Here is a 17,393-nt window from a genome sequence, read left to right on the forward strand (position 1 = left end):
TTTTCAAGACTGCGTGCCGCCGACGGTCAGCTCGTCGACCTTCAGGGTCGGCTGACCGACACCCACCGGCACGCCCTGGCCTTCTTTACCGCAGACGCCAATGCCGGTATCCAGCGCCATGTCATGGCCGATCATCGAGACACGGCTCATGGCGTCAGGGCCATTACCGATCAGCGTCGCACCCTTCACCGGCGCCGTCACGCGGCCATCTTCAATCAGATAGGCTTCGCTGGCGGAGAACACGAACTTGCCGGAGGTGATGTCGACCTGGCCACCGCCAAAACTCACGGCGTAAATACCCCGCTTGACGCTCTTGATGATGTCGTCTGGCTCATCCTGCCCTGCGAGCATGACGGTGTTGGTCATGCGCGGCATCGGCAAATGGGCAAACGACTCACGCCGGGCGTTGCCGGTGGGCGCCATGCCCATCAGGCGGGCATTGAGCTTGTCTTGCATATAGCCGGTCAGCACGCCGTCTTCAATCAACGAGGTGTACTGCCCTGGCGTGCCCTCATCATCGACGCTAAGCGAACCACGCCCATCGCGCAAGGTGGCATCATCCACCACGGTAACGCCTTTAGAGGCCACACGCTGACCCATCCGCCCGGCAAAGGCTGAACTTCCCTTGCGGTTGAAATCTCCCTCCAGGCCATGACCAACGGCTTCGTGAAGTAGAATACCCGGCCACCCGGCCCCCAGGACCACCGGCATTTGCCCGGCAGGGGCATCGACCGCCTCAAGATTGACCAGCGCCTGGCGCACCGCCTCTTTGGCGTAGCGCTCCGAGACCTGTTCATCGCGCAGCCGTGACATCGAATAACGCCCGCCGCCACCGGCACTGCCACGCTCGCGACGGCCGTTCTTGACGGCAATCACGCTGACATTGAAGCGCACCAAGGGGCGAATATCCGTGGCCAGCGTGCCGTCACTGGCCCGCACCAGTACCACCTCATAGGTACCGGAAAGCGACGCGCTCACCTGGGTGACGCTGGGGTCGGCCGCGCGGGCGATACGGTCAGCGTCTTTCAGCATGGCGACTTTTTCGTCGGCGCTCAGCCCGGCGAGCGGGTCGATGCCCGCATAGTAGGACGCTGCCGTCACCGGGTTGACGGCCTGTCCGGTCAGTTGCTTGCCACTGCGCACGATACCGGCTGCCGTTTTTCCGGTATCCATCAGTGCATCGGCGGTGATCTGGTTGGAGTAGGCAAAGCCGGTTTTCTCGCCGGCCAGGGCGCGTACGCCGACGCCGCCATCAATGTTGTAACTTGCCTCTTTAACCTCACCATCTTCCAGTATCCAGCCTTCTTCCCATGAGCGCTGAAAGTAAAGGTCAGCATAGTCGATACCGGCTCCCATGGCGTAACCCAGGCCGCTGTCCAGGGCGTCAAGGGTCAGCCCGCCCGGGGAGAGCAAAATCGAAACGGCGGTTTGTAAATCGTTAGTGTGTGCGGTCATCGAGAGCCTTCTAAAGTCACTTGCGGCGAGGCCCATGGCCCCTCCACACGGTAATAAATCGTGGTCACCTGATCCAAGGCATCGCCGAATAGTTGGTCGGCTAGAAACAGTGCGCCGCCCACCACGGGCGCTCCGATGGCGAGCGCTGCCATTGGCAGGCTTTGGCTTAACGGTAATGTGACGCCAAGGCGTTGATCAAGTTCGCGGTTCACCAAATCAACGTCGCCACTAAGTGATAAGGTGGCGGCGGGCGTCTGTATTTGCAATGGGCCTCGCAGCATGAGTTGGCCATTGGCGATATCGGCAGCCCCGTGGACACGATCGAATGCCGTGCCTTGACCTGTTACGTCGGAAAAATCCAGCCGCAGACGCCGCAGGATATTGTCAAAGTTTAGCAGCCCCACCAGGCGTGCCGGTGCCGATTCCAGGGTAAGAAAACGACCATCACGGATGTCGGTGGTCATCTCTCCCCCGGCCTTGGCGAGATCCAGCTGCCATGGGGCGCCGGGCCAGGCAAGCGTCGCATCCACTCGGGTAGTGCGGCTACGCATGGCCACCGGCTGGTCAAGGCGGTCAAGCGCGGTGGCGATATTGCCCCCCTTGATCGACACGTTCGCACGGGTTCGACTGGTGGCGCTCCCTCCTTCCCAATGCAACGCACCAGCGGCAGTGAGCTGCCCCAGCGTCAAGCCGACGGGGTCCAGCGAAAAGCCGTTACCATCGGCATGCCAGAACGCCGTTAAAGGGCCCATTCGCTTGCCGTCGAGCAACATCTCGGATAATCGCAAACGGCCATCGGGAATATCGACCAGCCACTCGGGCAACGCCATCGGGATCGATACGTCAGGCGTTGTTGTCTCGACTGACTCCATCCAGGAAGACGGCATAGGCGCTGTCGGCTGCTGCCGACGTTCCCCCGCCACCGCGTCCACAATGGGGTCCAGGGAGAGCTGGGTAAGCGCAATATCCAACGGCGTTGACTGTCCCGGGCGGTACTCAAGCTGCCCGCTCACCACATCGCTGTCGAGCATCAGCGACAGGCTGCTATCGCGCAGACTTCCTTCCGCGATGCCACCACCCAGGCAAGCCTCCTGGTACATCACGCAAGACGTGGTGACACTCAACGACAGCGGCGACAGTGGTGAGGCTGATGTATTACCGGCGTCTGTCGCGTCCCTGCCCTGGATAAAGGGGGATAACGCCCTCTGCCAAGCGGCGATATCCAGCCGTTCAAGTTCGGCCGCCAGCTGCCAGCCAGGCGCCTGCCGCCAGTTCGACGTAGGACGGGAAACACCGCCCAGACGTACGCTGCCGGCAAGCTCACCAGCCGCAGACTGGATATGTAAATCGGCAATATCGGCCAAGCGGCTCTGAATGCGTAACGGCTCCAGGTCAGCCGTCAGTGTCCATGGCCACGCCTGCTGGGCACTCTTGGCAAAGGGAGCGGGAAGCTTGGTGGCCATGCCTTGCCAGTTACTTTCCAACGCCAACTTGGGGGTAGGCGACAGGGTTAGCTGCCCCCGCCAGGACGACCGTCCCTCGGCAAGTGAGCTCGCCAGGTCAGGACTCAGCCCTGCCAGCCCCAGCAGCCCGCGGGCCGACGCATCACCCTGAAGCGCGACGCTGTCTTCCCGTGTATCAATCGCTGCTTGAATCGCGCCATTCAATAGCCGCCCGTTCAATTGGCCAACCAATACGCCTTGCTCGCCCTGTTGCTGCCAGGTAATCCGGCCCTGCACCGACTCGATCCGCTCAGCAAGCTCGCCATAGCCTATCTGCATGCCTCTGGGTTCGGCGTTGACTTCAAGCGTGAAGGCGTCTTCCTTGTCCAGCAAAATGGCAAGCGCCACGTCTCCATCAATATCGCCCTGGAGCGCCAATGCGTTAATCTCGGGTGTATCGATATCAGGTATCGCCGACAAGAACGCCAGCGCGTCTTGCCCGCTTGCCTGCCACTGCCCCGACAGGTTCAGCGCCTCATCCTGTAACCGAACCGCGCCATTGCTTAGCAGGATGCCTTGCGTTTGCCCGCGCTCAACCTCAGCCAGAAGACGCCCGTTCTGCCACTTCAGGCGACCGGCCAGATCCTCGACCTGAGGCCAGTCGGGCGCAATGGGCAGGTACCCATCACGCAATGTCAGCTCAAGGGTGGAGGTTAACGCATCGTCGCCAACATCATCGCCTAAAGACCGGCTGAGCTTTAACGCGCCTTGCCTAACATAACCACCCACTCCGCTACCCAGCCACTCCCGCAATGCCGGCGCTAGTGCCTTCATTGGCACCCATTGCGCGAGCGGGTACTCCAGGGCATCGACATCCTGGAAATCAATATCCAGGCCGAAGTGCCCACGCTTTGCGTCGGTGACCAACCCAAAGCCACCGGTGACGCTCGCCCCTTCCCAATCAAGCGCGATATCGCGCCCGCTGACCAGGGCACGTGGGCCATCGTAAACCCATTCCACCTGGCCCGAAGCATGCCGTAGCTGCATGGGGGCATCAAAGAGTTCTGGAAAATAAAGCGTACTTTCGCGACGGTTGGCAAATTGAACGCGTCCCCTTAGATCCCGCGCCTGCACCCAGGCATCCAATGGGCCTCCGCCGGGCGCCTGTTCCCAGGGCAGTACTTCAAGGTTGCTAATGGCCGCATCAACGCCCCACTCACCTTCCTTCTGACCGATCTGAAACCCTTCTACCTGCCCGCGTGGCGCGAGCGTTTGCAATACGCGGGTCACCGACTCAGGCATCAGCACATAGTCTCGCCATGCGGCGAGTGACGCCAGCTCAAAAGCGCTGGTGCGCAATTCCCAATTATCGGGCTGATGGGCCAGGTACCAATGCCTTGGCAACGCGGGGCCTTCAATGCCCCCCGAAGGCTGTGCCCACTCGACATTCTCCGCATCACCACTTACCCAGGCTTCTCCACCATTGCCGTCCCGCTGCCACTGGCCCAAGGCTTCTACATTTCGCAATATGGCCCGCTGTACATCGTGGCGCAGCGTCAACTGGGGTATATCGATCCCCATTCTCGCCCGGTCCAGCCGACCTTTGTACCACTGACCCCAAAGACGCGCGTCCCCTCCGGCCTGGCTAATTTGCGGTACATACTCGGGTCGAATGACGTCTCCCAGCAGCGCTAGGTGATCAAGCTGGACCTCGACGCTCAACGCCGCCGAAAAGTCTCGATAACCGTCTTCGCCCGGCGACACCTCCGCCTGCAGGAAGGCCATCGGCAACGGCCTTGAAGGCTCTACTTCCGTTTTATCGACAATATTGATGCTGCCTTCAAGCTGGGTGCGCTGTTCGTCGCCTCCCAGCAACAGGGTCGGCGCATGCAAATCAACCGTATTATCCTCACCGTGCAGCACTAGGCGAGTGTCTTCCACACTCAACCGTTGACGGAGCAAGATCCCCACCCAGCGATCGAGCGCAGTTAGGTTGATATCAGGCTGCTCTTCCACCACTGGCAGTTTGGCAGGCGCAGGCCACTCCCATCTATCACTGAAGAGACGATAAAGGTGGAATTCGGTGCCACGAATATCAGCGGCATTGAAAATAGGCGCGCGCGCTTTGAGGGACGCCCACACGTCCAGCCGAAGGGTGGCGTGGGCCAGCTTGAACAAGGGGTAGCCATTAGGCGTTTGTGCGCTGACACCACCCACCATGAGTTCGATGTCATTGCGCTGAAGGGCAAGCGTTAGCCGTTCAATGTGAACCGGCACGCCCACCCGGGATTCCAGGAATGCCTCTATGCGAGGCGTCAGCGCATCCGCCTGGCTCAACGCCAGGCGTAAAAACAGCAGCATGATCGCCAGCGCGCCGAGCCACCACGCGGCAATTCTCAATGCAGTGCGCACCACCGGGCGAATCGTCATGGATCACATCAACACAATATCGTACTGCTCTTGAGAATAGTGCTGTTCTACCTGAAAGCGTATCGTCTTGTTGATAAAGGTTTCCAGGTCTGCAACCGCAGCGGACTCTTCGTCCAATAATCGATCAACGACCGGCTGGGAAGCCAGCACCATGTATGTCTCGGCACTATAGGCCCGCTCTTCACGAAGAATCTCGCGAAAAATCTCGTAGCAGACGGTCTCGGGCGTTTTGAGGGTGCCTCTGCCGCTGCAGGTGGGACAGGCTTCGCACAGGGTTTGCTCGAGGCTTTCTCTGGTCCGCTTGCGGGTCAACTGTACCAGGCCCAGTTCAGTGACACCGGTGCATTTTGTCTTGGCATGGTCACGTTCCAGGGCCTTTTCCAGCACACGCAGTACCTGGCGCTGGTGTTCGGCATCCTCCATATCGATAAAGTCGATAATGATGATGCCGCCCAGGTTACGCAGGCGCAGTTGCCGGGCGATCGACGTTGCCGCCTCCAAGTTGGTCTTGAAGATGGTTTCTTCCAGATTGCGATGCCCCACATAGCCGCCGGTGTTGACGTCAATGGTGGTCATTGCCTCGGTGGGGTCGATCACCAGATAGCCACCCGACTTCAGTTGCACCTTGCGGCCCAGCGCTTTCTGGATCTCGTCTTCCACACTGTATAGATCAAAAATGGGCCGCTCGCCGGGATAATACTCGATACGGTCCACGGCGTCGGGCATGAACTCCTCGGCAAACTCAATCAGCCTGAGAAAGTTTTCCCGGGAGTCGATGCGGATCTTTTCGATATCGTCGCGCATGACATCCCGCAAGGTGCGCATGAACAGCGGCAGGTCATCGTATATGACCGTTGCGGGCGCCGCTGAAATTTTACGCTCACTGACCTTGCGCCATAGGCGCAGCAAAAAATGCATATCGCCGATGAGCTCTTCATCGCCCACCCCTTCAGCCGCGGTACGCACGATAAAGCCGCCGCTTACCTCCAGCGTCTGCTCGCCGATACTGTTATCCAGCAACGCCTTCAGCCGCTCACGCTCACGCTCGTCTTCAATACGCTGGGAAACGCCATGGTGAGGCGAATCGGGCATGTAGACCAGATAGCGAGAGGGAACAGAAAGATGCGTGGTCAACCGCGCACCTTTGCTACCAATCGGGTCCTTGGTGACCTGCACGACCAACGCCTGGCCTTCATGCAGCAGTTGACCAATGGTCTGCTGCTCGTCAACGGAGGTGCCGGGGGGCATCACTTCCTGGGCATGGATGAAGGCGGCACGTTCGAGGCCAATATCAACAAAGGCAGCCTGCATCCCAGGCAGTACACGTACGATCTTGCCTTTGTAGATATTGCCGACAATACCGCGCCGACGGGAACGCTCGATGAGCGCCTCTTGCAGCACGCCGTTTTCGACCAGCGCCACGCGGGTCTCCATCGGCGTCAGATTAATCAGAACCTCACCGCTCATGCAAAAATCCTTGTGGGTTTACGCGGGTAAATGTCCATTCCATAACGGTACCCCCTGACGACGCAGCAAGCACGCTGTTTCAAAAAGTGGCAGCCCCACCACTGCCGAGTGGCTGCCTTCAATGCCTGCCACGAATACCGACGCCATGCCCTGGATGGCATAACCGCCTGCCTTGTCGCATGGCTCAGCCGTTTTCCAGTAGGCCGCTATCTCTGCGTCGCTGATATCGCGCAGCGTCACGCGGGTTGTCACACAGCACGTCAGAATGCCCTTGGGCCCTGTCACCGCGACACCTGTCAATACGTCGTGCTGCCGTCCCGAGAGACGCAGCAGCATGCTCGCGGCGTGGGACTCATCGTCGGGTTTGCCTAAAATCTGCCCATCCACCACGACCGCCGTATCTGAGCCCAGTGTCGGTAGCGCGGTCAAGGGTATCGCCGCTTGGGCCTTGGCCTGAGCCAAACGGATGACATAACGCTCGGCGGATTCGCCGGGCAAGGGGCTTTCGTCAATGTCACAGGGTTCGACCTCGACTGAAACGCCAATCGATGCGAGCAACGCCTGACGGCGTGGCGAGGCAGATGCCAAACACAAGACTGGCTCTGGTTCCAACATATCGGCTCCACCTCGATGACTCAGAACGGCGCCATGCGGTGTTTAGCTACCGGCAGAGCGACGCTGCAGTGCGGCAAACATCGTCACGAACCAAGGCCACAGCACGGCGCTGACCAGCGACGAGGTCAAGAACTCCAGATGAATGGAAAAATTTCCCACCAGGCTGCGCAGCCATTGGTCGACCAGCTGTACAAGCCCAAGCAGCACTAGCACCAGCAACGCCTGCTGGAGCAGTGAGTAGGCACGAAAACGGGCATAGACAAGCGCGCACAAGAATGCCAGCAGGGAGAACATGAGGGCGTGATGACCCAGAGGGGTTCCCTCGATCAAGTCCAGCAGAATACCCAGCACAAAACCGTGGAAAACCCCCACTTGATCGGGCTCGCGCATACACCAATAGATCATCATCAATCCCAACCACTCGGGCCGGAATATCTGCCACTCATCGCCCAGCGGCATCACCTGCAGGCAGAGCGCCATCAGCAAGGTCAACCATACCACCACCAAAGGCGTTACCGGAACGCGGGGCATCAGGGCACCTCCTGGGTAGATGATTCACCGTCAGGGCTGGCCACCTGACGCGCACTGCGTAATGCATCTACCGAGACCCGCAGGGAGTCGTCCCAGTGCTGCTCATCATTCGGTTGTGGGGGCGGCGGAGAAAGCAGCAGAAAATGGCGTGAGCGTTTTAGCTGGGCCATCGGCTCCGCGGTGACCTGAGCAAACGGCTGCCCCGGATCATGCTCGACCCGGGTGACACGCGCAACAGGGTAACCAGGCGGAAACCGCCCTGCCAAGCCAGACGTTGTCAACAGATCGCCTTCGCGGATATCCGCCGTGTTCGGCACATGCAACACATTCACACGGTCGTAGCGTCCCGCCCCCTGGACGATGAAGCGTAAACCATTGCGATTGACCTGCACCGGCAGGGCATGGCTGGCATCGGCCACCAGCAGCACACGACTGGAGTAGGTCGAAACGGCCGTCACCTGACCGACCAGCCCCGTGGCATCGATTACCGGCTGCCCCACATAGGCACCGTGGCGATGCCCCCGATCCACCACCATCTGATGACTGAAGGGATCATTGTCGAGGGACAGCAGCTCCGCGGTCATAAAGGGAATATCGCGCTGCTGGGCAGCGCCAAGCAAACGCCGTAACTCAGCATTTTCCCTGGTCAGGCTCGCCATTCGCTGCCCGCGGTGTGACAGCGTCAGAATCTGTTCACGCAGGCGCTGATTCTCATCAACCAGCGCTTGCTGGTCTGAAAATGCCAACGATCCCCAATCCAGCACCCGGCTGGGAACGCCCACCACCCACTGGATGGGGGCTACCACCACTGACATCTGGGCACGCACGTTTTCCATGCGGGTGAAACGCTGGTCGACAAACATCAGCGCACTGGCAACCAGCACGCAGAAAAACAGCCGATATCCCGGTAAAGGACCATGCGAAAACAGCGGTTTAATAGGCAAATCCCCCGCAATTAACCGCTGCGATTAATCGCTCGACAGCAACTCGAAGGTGTGCTGATCGATCATTTCGAGAGCCTTGCCCCCACCTCGCGCCACACAGGTCAGCGGGTCTTCTGCCACGATCACGGGCAGCCCGGTTTCCTCAGCGATCAGCTTGTCGATATCACGCAGCAATGCGCCACCACCGGTCAGCACCAGTCCCCGTTCGGCAATATCAGACGCCAGTTCGGGAGGTGATTGCTCCAGCGCATTTTTGACCGCGGCGACAATCGAGCCCAGTGTTTCCTGAAGTGCTTCGAGAATTTCGTGGGAATTGAGCGTAAAGCTACGCGGAATCCCTTCAGCCAGGTTTCGCCCGCGAACATCGATCTCGCGCAGCTCGCCGCCAGGATAAGCACAACCAATTTCTTCCTTGATACGCTCAGCCGTAGCTTCACCAATCAGGCTGCCGTAATGACGACGCACGTAGGCGATAATCGCTTCGTCGAAGCGGTCGCCACCCACGCGAATGGATTCGGAATAGACAATACCGTTGAGCGAAATGATCGCAATTTCAGTGGTACCGCCGCCGATATCCACGACCATTGAGCCCTGGGCTTCTTCCACGGGTAGTCCGGCGCCAATCGCCGCCGCCATGGGCTCCTCGATCAGGTCCACTCGGCGTGCGCCAGCGCCTTCCGCGGACTCGCGAATCGCCCGGCGCTCCACCTGCGTCGCCATATAAGGGATGCAGACCAGCACGCGCGGGCTAGGGGTAATGAAAGTGCTTTGATGCACTTTGCGGATAAAGTGCTGAAGCATTTGCTCGGTGACGGTGAAGTCAGCGATGACGCCGTCTTTCATCGGGCGAATAGCCGTAATATTACCCGGCGTACGCCCCAGCATTCGCTTGGCGTCGGCACCAACTGCCGCGACGCTGCGCATATTACCGGATTGACGGATAGCAACGACGGATGGCTCATCAAGGACAATGCCACGACCGCGTACGTAAATCAGTGTGTTGGCCGTACCCAGGTCGATCGATAGATCGCTGGAAAACAGCCCCCTCAGACGTTTGAACATGGATGTTGATACCTAGTGCAGACTGGGAACCCTGTGCGGATGCAAACGGTATCACCGCAACCCCCTGGCAGCAAGCTCGAGTCGCGCCAGACACTGCCCGTTTGCGCCAAGATGTGGTACATTTTGCGGCTATTTTACACATCTGCGATACAAGACGTTATGACAATAACTGACTGTATACCGCGTAATGCGGGATATGTTCCATCACCTTCGCGAGGAATTTCCGATCATGGCGCTTGAAGACTCTCATGTGCGCCGGGCCGCTCATCTAGCCCGGATCGCCGTCAGCGATGACCAAGCCAGCGGTTTCGTAGAGGACCTGAGCCGGATTCTGGACATGGTCGACCAGCTGCAAGGCGTCAATACCGACGGCGTTGCGCCCCTGGCCCATCCGCTCGATGCCACCCAGCGCCTGCGCGCCGACGAAGTCACCGAAACCAACCAGCGCGACACTTTCCAGCGCTGCGCCCCAGCGGTTGAAAACGGTCTGTACCTGGTGCCCCGTGTGGTCGAATAACGCATCACCAAGGCATTAGCCGTCTTTTCATCCTTATCTTTTGCTTCGAACGGAGCTCTCAGGTCATGCACGACAAGACACTGACACAACTCGCCAAGGCGCTGGGCAGCGGTGAACTATCCAGCCGCGAGTTAACTGAACACTACCTGCAACGCATTCAGCAGAGTGGTGCCATCCTGAACAGTTTTATTACCGTCACCGCTGATCAGGCCCTGGAACGGGCCGACGCCGCCGACCAGGCGCGCGCCAAAGGCACGGCGAGTCTGTTGACGGGCGTGCCACTGGCACTGAAGGACATTTTTTGCACCCAGGGCATCAAAACCAGCTGCGGCTCCAGAATGCTGGATAATTTCGATGCGCCTTACGATGCCACCGTGGTGGAAAAGCTCAAGACAGCGGGCACGGTTACCCTAGGCAAGACCAACATGGATGAGTTTGCCATGGGCTCGTCCAACGAAAACAGCTACTACGGACCGGTCAAAAACCCCTGGGACCTCACCGCCGTGCCCGGTGGCAGCTCCGGTGGCAGCGCGGCAGCGGTGGCCGCAGGGCTCACGCCAGCAGCGCTGGGCACCGATACCGGCGGCTCGATTCGTCAGCCAGCGGCATTCTGCGGGATTACCGGCCTCAAACCGACCTACGGACGCGTTTCCCGCTATGGCATGATCGCCTACGCCTCAAGCCTCGACCAGGCGGGCCCCATGGCACGCAGTGCAGAAGACTGCGCGCACCTGTTGAACGTCATGGCGGGTCATGATGTGCGCGACTCCACCTGTGTCGCCCGCGGGGTGCCCGACTACGCGGAAACGCTGAATGCACCGCTTTCAGGACTGAAAATCGGCCTCCCTATAGAGTACTTCGGCGAAGGCCTCGACCCGGAGGTCGAAAAAGCCGTGCGTGAGGCCGTTAGCGTCTATGAATCGCTGGGCGCTACCGTGCGGGATGTCAGCCTGCCTCACACGCATTACGCCATCCCAGCGTATTACGTCATTGCACCTGCCGAAGCCTCCTCCAACCTGTCACGCTTTGACGGCGTGCGTTTCGGGTACCGCTGCGACGACCCAAGCGACCTGATCGACCTCTACAAGCGCTCGCGGGCCGAGGGCTTCGGCGACGAGGTACAGCGCCGTATCCTGATCGGTACTCACACGCTGTCTGAAGGCTTCTTTGACGCCTATTATACCAAGGCGCAGAAGGTTCGCCGCCTGATTCGCCAGGACTTCCTGGATGCCTTTGAAGATGTGGACGTCCTGATGGGGCCCGCCTCGCCGACACCGGCTTTTGATCTGGGCGCCAAGAAGGACCCGGTGTCCATGTACCTGCAGGACATTTATACGATTGCCGTCAACCTGGCGGGCATCCCGGGCATCAGTGTACCGGCCGGCTTCGCCGGTGGCCGTCCGATCGGCCTGCAGATACTGGGCACCCACTTTGCCGAAGCCCAGCTGTTGAACGTCGCCCACCAGTTCCAGCAAACGACCGATTGGCACTTGCAACGCCCTGATTTTGCCGAGGAGAGCGCCTAATGCAATGGGAAACCGTGATTGGGCTAGAAGTCCACGTTCAGCTCGCCACCCACTCAAAGATTTTCTCTGGCGCCTCGACAGCATTTGGCGCCGAGCCGAACAGCCAGGCTTGCGCGGTCGACCTCGGCCTGCCGGGTGTGCTGCCGGTACTCAACGAGCAGGCGGTGGCCATGGCGGTGCAGTTTGGCCTGGCCGTGCATGCCGATATCCCGGAAGTATCGGTGTTTGACCGTAAAAATTATTTCTACCCCGATTTGCCGAAAGGTTATCAGACCAGCCAGATGTATCACCCCATCGTGGGGCCCGGCGAGGTAGAGATTGCCCTGGATGATGACACCACCAAACGGATTCGTATTCACCACGCCCACCTGGAGGAAGACGCGGGCAAGTCCCTGCACGAAGACTTCCACGGCATGACGGGCATTGACCTGAACCGCGCCGGCACACCGCTGCTCGAGATCGTCTCCGAACCGGACATGCGCAGTGCCAAAGAGGCAGCCGCCTACCTCAAGGCGATCCACTCGATTGTTACCTATCTGGGCATTTCCGACGGCAACATGGCGGAAGGCTCGATGCGCTGCGACGTCAACGTCTCGGTGCGCCCCAAGGGGCAGGAAGCCTTCGGCACCCGGGCCGAGATCAAGAACGTCAACTCTTTCCGTTTTGTGGAAAAGGCCATTGCCTTTGAAGTCGAGCGGCAGATCGAACTGATCGAGGACGGCGGCAAGGTCGTCCAGGAGACCCGTCTGTTCGACCCTGAGCGCGACGAGACACGCAGCATGCGCACCAAGGAAGAAGCCAACGACTACCGCTACTTCCCCTGCCCCGACCTGCTGCCGGTGGTACTCGACCAGGCCTACCTGGACCATCTGCGCAGCCAGTTACCGGAGTTGCCTGCTGAAAAACGCGAGCGCTTTCAGCAGGCGCTGGGGCTGTCGGCCTACGATGCCTCCGTGCTTTCCGCCAGCCGCGACATGGCCGAATATTTCGAGGCCGTCCATCGCGTCTGTGGCGACGCCAAACAGGCCGCCAACTGGGTACAGGGTGAGCTGTCCGGCGCGCTCAACCGCGAAAACCTGAGCATCGCCAACAGCCCGGTCAGCGCCAACCAACTGGGTGAGCTGGTCCAGCGGGTACTTGACGACACCATTAACGGCAAAGCCGCCAAACAGGTTTTCCAGGCGCTGTGGCACGGCGAAGGCACAAGCGCCGATGCCATCATCGAGGCAAAGGGGTTGAAGCAGGTCACCGACACCGGCGCCATCGAAGCGATGATTGACCAGGTGATTGCCGACAGCCCCGCTCAGGTGGCGCAGTACTGCGACGCCGAACCCGAGAAACGCGGCAAGATGATTGGCTACTTTGTCGGCCAGGTCATGAAGGCCTCGCGGGGGACCGCCAATCCGCAGCAGGTCAATGGCCTGTTGAAAGAGAAGCTGGATGCGCTGCTCTAGGGCCACCCTTGCCAACTTAAAACGGCCGCGCTTGCGGCCGTTTTTTTCGCTACGTTAACTGTCCGGGATGCACAAAGCGTTGCAGCTGCGCGCAGCCTTTTGCCCATACCGGCGCGGTGAACTCGGCAAGGCCTGCGGTGGGAAATCCGACGCCGCGGGCTGAACGACCGTCGACCAGCGTCTCGGCAAGCTCCCCCACCAGCGGCATATGGCTGACAAGAATCAGTCGTTCATCGGTTTGCTCGACCAGCCAGTCGATGACCGCTTCGGGGGCGTCGTCCGGGGTGATCAGCGGCAGGGTTTCCACCGGCACCGACAGCGCCGCACTCAACCGGGAGGCCGTCTGCTGGGCGCGACGATAAGGACTTGCCAGTAGCCTCGGCGGCGACCCTGGCTGGGCGGCTATCTGCGCGGCCAGCCACGCCCCGACCTTGGCAACTTCCTGCTCGCCGTGCGGTGTCAACGTGCGCTGGTCATCGGGCCGACCGGGGCCCGCTTCGCCGTGGCGCATCAGCCAGAGTCGCTGCGCTTGATCAGTCATGCCACCCCCCTGTTTCCCGGTGAGCTTGCTGAACGTCTTCGCGGGGAAGGATGAACTCGACGTCACTGCTTTGCTCACCCATCATCAGCGTTTTTGCCATGTCCTGTGGCGGCACGCCGTCGAACAGCACGTGATAAAGCCCTTCGGCCAGCGGCATGTACACGCCAATCTCGGCCGCCTTGGTGCAGACCAGCCTGACGGTATTGACGCCTTCGGCCACCTGACCAAGGGCATCCACGGCTTCGTCCAGGGTGCGCCCCTCGCCGATGGCGTGCCCTACCCGGTAATTACGCGACAAGTTCGACGAGCAGGTGACGATTAAATCCCCCACCCCGGCAAGGCCCAAAAACGTCATGGGGTTGGCCCCCTGGGCAACGGCGAAACGGCTCATTTCGGCCAAAGCCCGGGTCATCAGCATGCTGCGGGTATTCTCACCCATGCCGAGTGCCGCGGCCATGCCCGCAGCAATGGCGTAGATATTTTTCAGCGCCCCGCCCAGTTCGACACCATGGCGGTCATTGCTGGCATAGACACGGAAGTAGCGGCAACCCAGCGCCTGCTGAACCCGGGTGCGGGTCAGGGCATCGGCGCTGGCGATCACCGTGGCGGTGAGCTGTTTATCGGCAATTTCCGAGGCGAGATTGGGACCCGCGATCACCCCGATATGGGTAAAGCCGGTTTCCTGCTCCAGCACCTGGCTCATCAATAAAAAGCCGGATTGCTCAATCCCCTTGGTGGTACTGACCAGGATCTGCTCGGGCCTTAGCCACGGCTTGGCCGCCTGAACGACGCTGCGAAAGGCCTGGGACGGAATCGCAATCAGCACCAGCTCAGCGTCGTGGAGCACCGTTTCAAGGTCGGTGGACGCCTGTACCGCGGGGTTAATGACATAATTCGGCAAATAGCGACTGTTGCGTCGCTCCCGATTGATCTGTTCCACCAGCGCTTCATCGCGCATCCATTGACGCACCTGCGCGCCGTTGTCAGCGGCAATGCTTGCCAGGGCAGTGCCAAAACTACCGCCGCCCAGTACGGCGACCTGAATCTGCTGCTCAGCCATGGGAATCCCGGATCGTTGGTAAGCGAAAGACGATAACCCTCGCTGAAGGGTACGACAAAAACAAACGGCCCGCTTGGGGTAACTCCCCAAGGGGCCGTTATACGCCGTCAAGTAAGCGTTATGCCGCCAGCACCCCGTTGAGGCGCTTCACGTAAGCGGCCGGATCATCCAGGTGGCCGCCTTCGGCGATAATCGCCTGGTCCAGCAGGATGTGGGCCAGGTCGGCAAACAGCCCGTCATCGGCGCTTTCCAGGCGTGCCACCAGTGAGTGGCTGGGATTCAGCTCCAGAATCGGCTTGACCTCGGGCAGCGGCTGCCCGGCGGCTTCCATGATGCGGCGCATCTGATAGCCCATTTCGTGCTCTGGCAGCACCACACAGGCCGGTGAGTCGGTGAGACGATGGGTGACCTTGACGTCCTGCACACCTTCGCCCAGGGCTTCCTTGACGCGCTTGACCAGAGATTCCTTGGCCTTGGCGGTTTCTTCCTGCTCTTTTTTCTCGGCTTCGTCTTCCACCTCACCAAGATCGAGTTCACCTTTACCCACGTCAGCAAAGGATTTGCCGTCAAACTCGGTTAAGTGACTCATCAGCCACTCGTCGATGCGGTCGGAAAGCAGCAGCACCTCGATGCCTTTCTTGCGGAAGATTTCCAGGTGGGGGCTGTGCTTGGCGGCATTGAAGCTGTCGGCCACCACATAGTAGATCTTCTGCTGGCCTTCTTTCATGCGCCCGACGTAGTCGGCAAGCGAATGCTCCTGGGCGGCCGTATCGGTGTGCGTCGAGGCGAAGCGCAGCAGGCCGGCGATTTTCTCGCGATTGGCGGCGTCTTCGCCCGGGCCTTCCTTGAGGACGTTACCGAAGGTGTTCCAGAAGGTTTGGTACTGCTCGCTATCCTTGGCGAGCTTCTTGAGCATATCCAGCGCGCGCTTGGTCAGGGCACCCTTGATCTTGTCGACCTTGGGATCCTGCTGCAGAAGCTCGCGGGAAACGTTCAGCGACAGGTCGCGGGTATCCAGCACGCCTTTGATGAAACGCAGGTAAAGCGGCAGGAACTGCTCGGCATCGTCCATGATGAAGACGCGTTGCACGTAGAGCTTCACACCCCGGGCACCGTCGCGGTCGAACATATCAAACGGCGCGCGACCGGGTACGTACAGCAGGCTGGTATATTCCAGCTTGCCTTCCACCTTGTTGTGGCTCCAGGTGAGCGGGTCACTGAAGTCGTGGGCCACGTGCTTGTAGAACGCCTTGTACTCGTCGTCGGAAATCTCGCTTTTGGGGCGCACCCAAAGCGCCGTGGCTTCGTTGACGGTTTCCCAGGTGGTCACCTCGCTGCCTTCGACCGGATTGCCATCATCGTCCTTGGCGGTTTCGGTCTTGGGCATGCGTACCGGCACTTCGATATGGTCCGAGTACTTGCGCACCAGGTTCTGCAGACGAAAGTCGTCAGCGAATTCCTTGGCGTCGTCTTTCAGGTGCAGGGTAATTTCGGTGCCGTGCTGTTCGAGATCGATGTCAGCGACGGTGAACTCGCCCTCGCCTTTCGAACGCCATTCCACGCCGGTGCTTGCGTCTTCGCCAGCTTTGCGTGTGCGAACCGTCACATCGTCGGCGACAATAAAGCTGGAATAGAAACCCACGCCGAACTGACCGATCAACTTGGCATCTTTCTGCTGTTCACCTGACAGCTGCTTGAGGAACTCTGACGTACCGCTGCGCGCAATGGTGCCCAGGTTGGCAATCACATCATCACGCGTCATGCCGATACCGTTGTCGCGCAGCGTTACCGTTCCGGCGTCGGCATCATGTTCGATTTCGACACGTAGCTCGCTGTCGCCTTCGTAGAGCCCGTCGTTGTCCAGGGCCGCATAGCGCAGCTTATCGCAGGCGTCGGCAGCGTTGGATATCAGCTCGCGCAGGAAAATTTCCCGATTCGAATACAGCGAGTGAATCATCAGATTCAAAAGCTGCTTAACTTCCGTTTGAAAGCCAAGAGTTTCTTCGTGGTTCGTATTGGACATTCGCTCAGCCCTCGTTGATCTCGGTACGTAAAGCGCCTCGCCAAGATGGCAAAGGCATAAAAGTCGGTGTGAACGAGATATGGGGCTGAGGGAATATTTTTCAAGCGGCCGTGTGCGGGGAATCAGTGGATTCACTCTCGGGATGTTTCCAGGCACGTTAGTAGGCTAACTGGTGGTCCATGCGATTGAATACCCAGGCACGGGGCTTGAGTCGACGCAGCCACCGGTTGGATAAATAGAGCCATCAGTATTGAATCCTCTAAGGCGCTCGGCTGTCTGACTCTTTTACGTTAGGATAGTTTAGTATCCTTGTGGCCACCCAACGC

General features: G+C 59.8%; 13 protein-coding genes. 3 read left to right on the top strand and 10 right to left on the bottom strand.

Annotated elements, in window-relative coordinates:
- Positions 1-3: 3 nt before the first annotated feature.
- From tldD to BMX75_RS03675, 7 genes are read right to left on the bottom strand one after another with little or no spacing between them, the layout of a single operon-like run.
- Positions 4-1,455, bottom strand: coding sequence for a metalloprotease TldD (gene tldD / locus BMX75_RS03645; protein WP_092825363.1), 1,452 nt, complete (start codon positions 1,453-1,455; stop codon positions 4-6).
- Positions 1,452-5,327 (bottom strand): YhdP family phospholipid transporter, encoded by a 3,876-nt coding sequence (locus BMX75_RS03650; protein WP_092825365.1) that lies wholly within the window; start codon positions 5,325-5,327, stop codon positions 1,452-1,454. The genes tldD and BMX75_RS03650 overlap by 4 nt, the downstream gene beginning before the upstream one ends.
- Positions 5,328-5,330: 3 nt before the next feature.
- Positions 5,331-6,794, bottom strand: a complete 1,464-nt coding sequence (gene rng / locus BMX75_RS03655; protein ID WP_092825367.1) for a ribonuclease G — start codon at positions 6,792-6,794, stop codon at positions 5,331-5,333.
- Positions 6,795-6,812: 18 nt separating this feature from the next.
- Positions 6,813-7,409: a Maf family protein gene (locus tag BMX75_RS03660; protein ID WP_092825369.1), complete on the bottom strand. Its 597-nt coding sequence runs from the start codon at positions 7,407-7,409 to the stop codon at positions 6,813-6,815.
- A gap of 42 nt (positions 7,410-7,451) precedes the next feature.
- Positions 7,452-7,940 carry a rod shape-determining protein MreD gene (gene mreD, locus BMX75_RS03665; RefSeq protein WP_092825371.1) on the bottom strand — a complete coding sequence of 163 codons (489 nt, stop codon included), beginning with the start codon at positions 7,938-7,940 and terminating at the stop codon, positions 7,452-7,454.
- Positions 7,940-8,884 carry a rod shape-determining protein MreC gene (gene mreC, locus BMX75_RS03670; protein ID WP_092825373.1) on the bottom strand — a complete coding sequence of 315 codons (945 nt, stop codon included), beginning with the start codon at positions 8,882-8,884 and terminating at the stop codon, positions 7,940-7,942. The genes mreD and mreC overlap by 1 nt, the downstream gene beginning before the upstream one ends.
- 24 nt (positions 8,885-8,908) lie before the next feature.
- On the bottom strand, positions 8,909-9,946 hold the full coding sequence (locus BMX75_RS03675; RefSeq protein WP_066321157.1) for a rod shape-determining protein: 1,038 nt from the start codon (positions 9,944-9,946) through the stop codon (positions 8,909-8,911).
- Positions 9,947-10,175: 229 nt separating this feature from the next.
- Here BMX75_RS03675 and gatC point away from each other — a divergent pair, with 229 nt between their 5' ends.
- From gatC to gatB, 3 genes are all read left to right on the top strand, one after another.
- A complete protein-coding gene (gatC, locus tag BMX75_RS03680; protein ID WP_066321240.1) occupies positions 10,176-10,463 on the top strand; it encodes an Asp-tRNA(Asn)/Glu-tRNA(Gln) amidotransferase subunit GatC in 288 nt (95 codons plus the stop codon).
- A gap of 65 nt (positions 10,464-10,528) precedes the next feature.
- On the top strand, positions 10,529-11,989 hold the full coding sequence (gatA, locus tag BMX75_RS03685) for an Asp-tRNA(Asn)/Glu-tRNA(Gln) amidotransferase subunit GatA (protein WP_092825375.1): 1,461 nt from the start codon (positions 10,529-10,531) through the stop codon (positions 11,987-11,989).
- The gene (gene gatB / locus BMX75_RS03690; RefSeq protein ID WP_092825377.1) at positions 11,989-13,443 is read left to right on the top strand and encodes an Asp-tRNA(Asn)/Glu-tRNA(Gln) amidotransferase subunit GatB; all 1,455 of its coding nucleotides are present in this window, start codon (positions 11,989-11,991) and stop codon (positions 13,441-13,443) included. The genes gatA and gatB overlap by 1 nt, the downstream gene beginning before the upstream one ends.
- A 49-nt stretch (positions 13,444-13,492) precedes the next feature.
- Here gatB and sixA read toward each other — a convergent pair whose 3' ends face one another.
- From sixA to htpG, 3 genes are all read right to left on the bottom strand, one after another.
- Positions 13,493-13,984: a phosphohistidine phosphatase SixA gene (gene sixA / locus BMX75_RS03695; protein ID WP_092825379.1), complete on the bottom strand. Its 492-nt coding sequence runs from the start codon at positions 13,982-13,984 to the stop codon at positions 13,493-13,495.
- Positions 13,977-15,044: an NAD(P)H-dependent glycerol-3-phosphate dehydrogenase gene (locus BMX75_RS03700; protein ID WP_092825381.1), complete on the bottom strand. Its 1,068-nt coding sequence runs from the start codon at positions 15,042-15,044 to the stop codon at positions 13,977-13,979. The genes sixA and BMX75_RS03700 overlap by 8 nt, the downstream gene beginning before the upstream one ends.
- A gap of 118 nt (positions 15,045-15,162) precedes the next feature.
- Positions 15,163-17,067 (bottom strand): molecular chaperone HtpG, encoded by a 1,905-nt coding sequence (htpG, locus tag BMX75_RS03705; protein WP_092825383.1) that lies wholly within the window; start codon positions 17,065-17,067, stop codon positions 15,163-15,165.
- Positions 17,068-17,393: the final 326 nt, after the last annotated feature.

The sequence above is a fragment of the Vreelandella subterranea genome (assembly GCF_900111305.1).
Lineage (GTDB): Bacteria > Pseudomonadota > Gammaproteobacteria > Pseudomonadales > Halomonadaceae > Vreelandella > Vreelandella subterranea.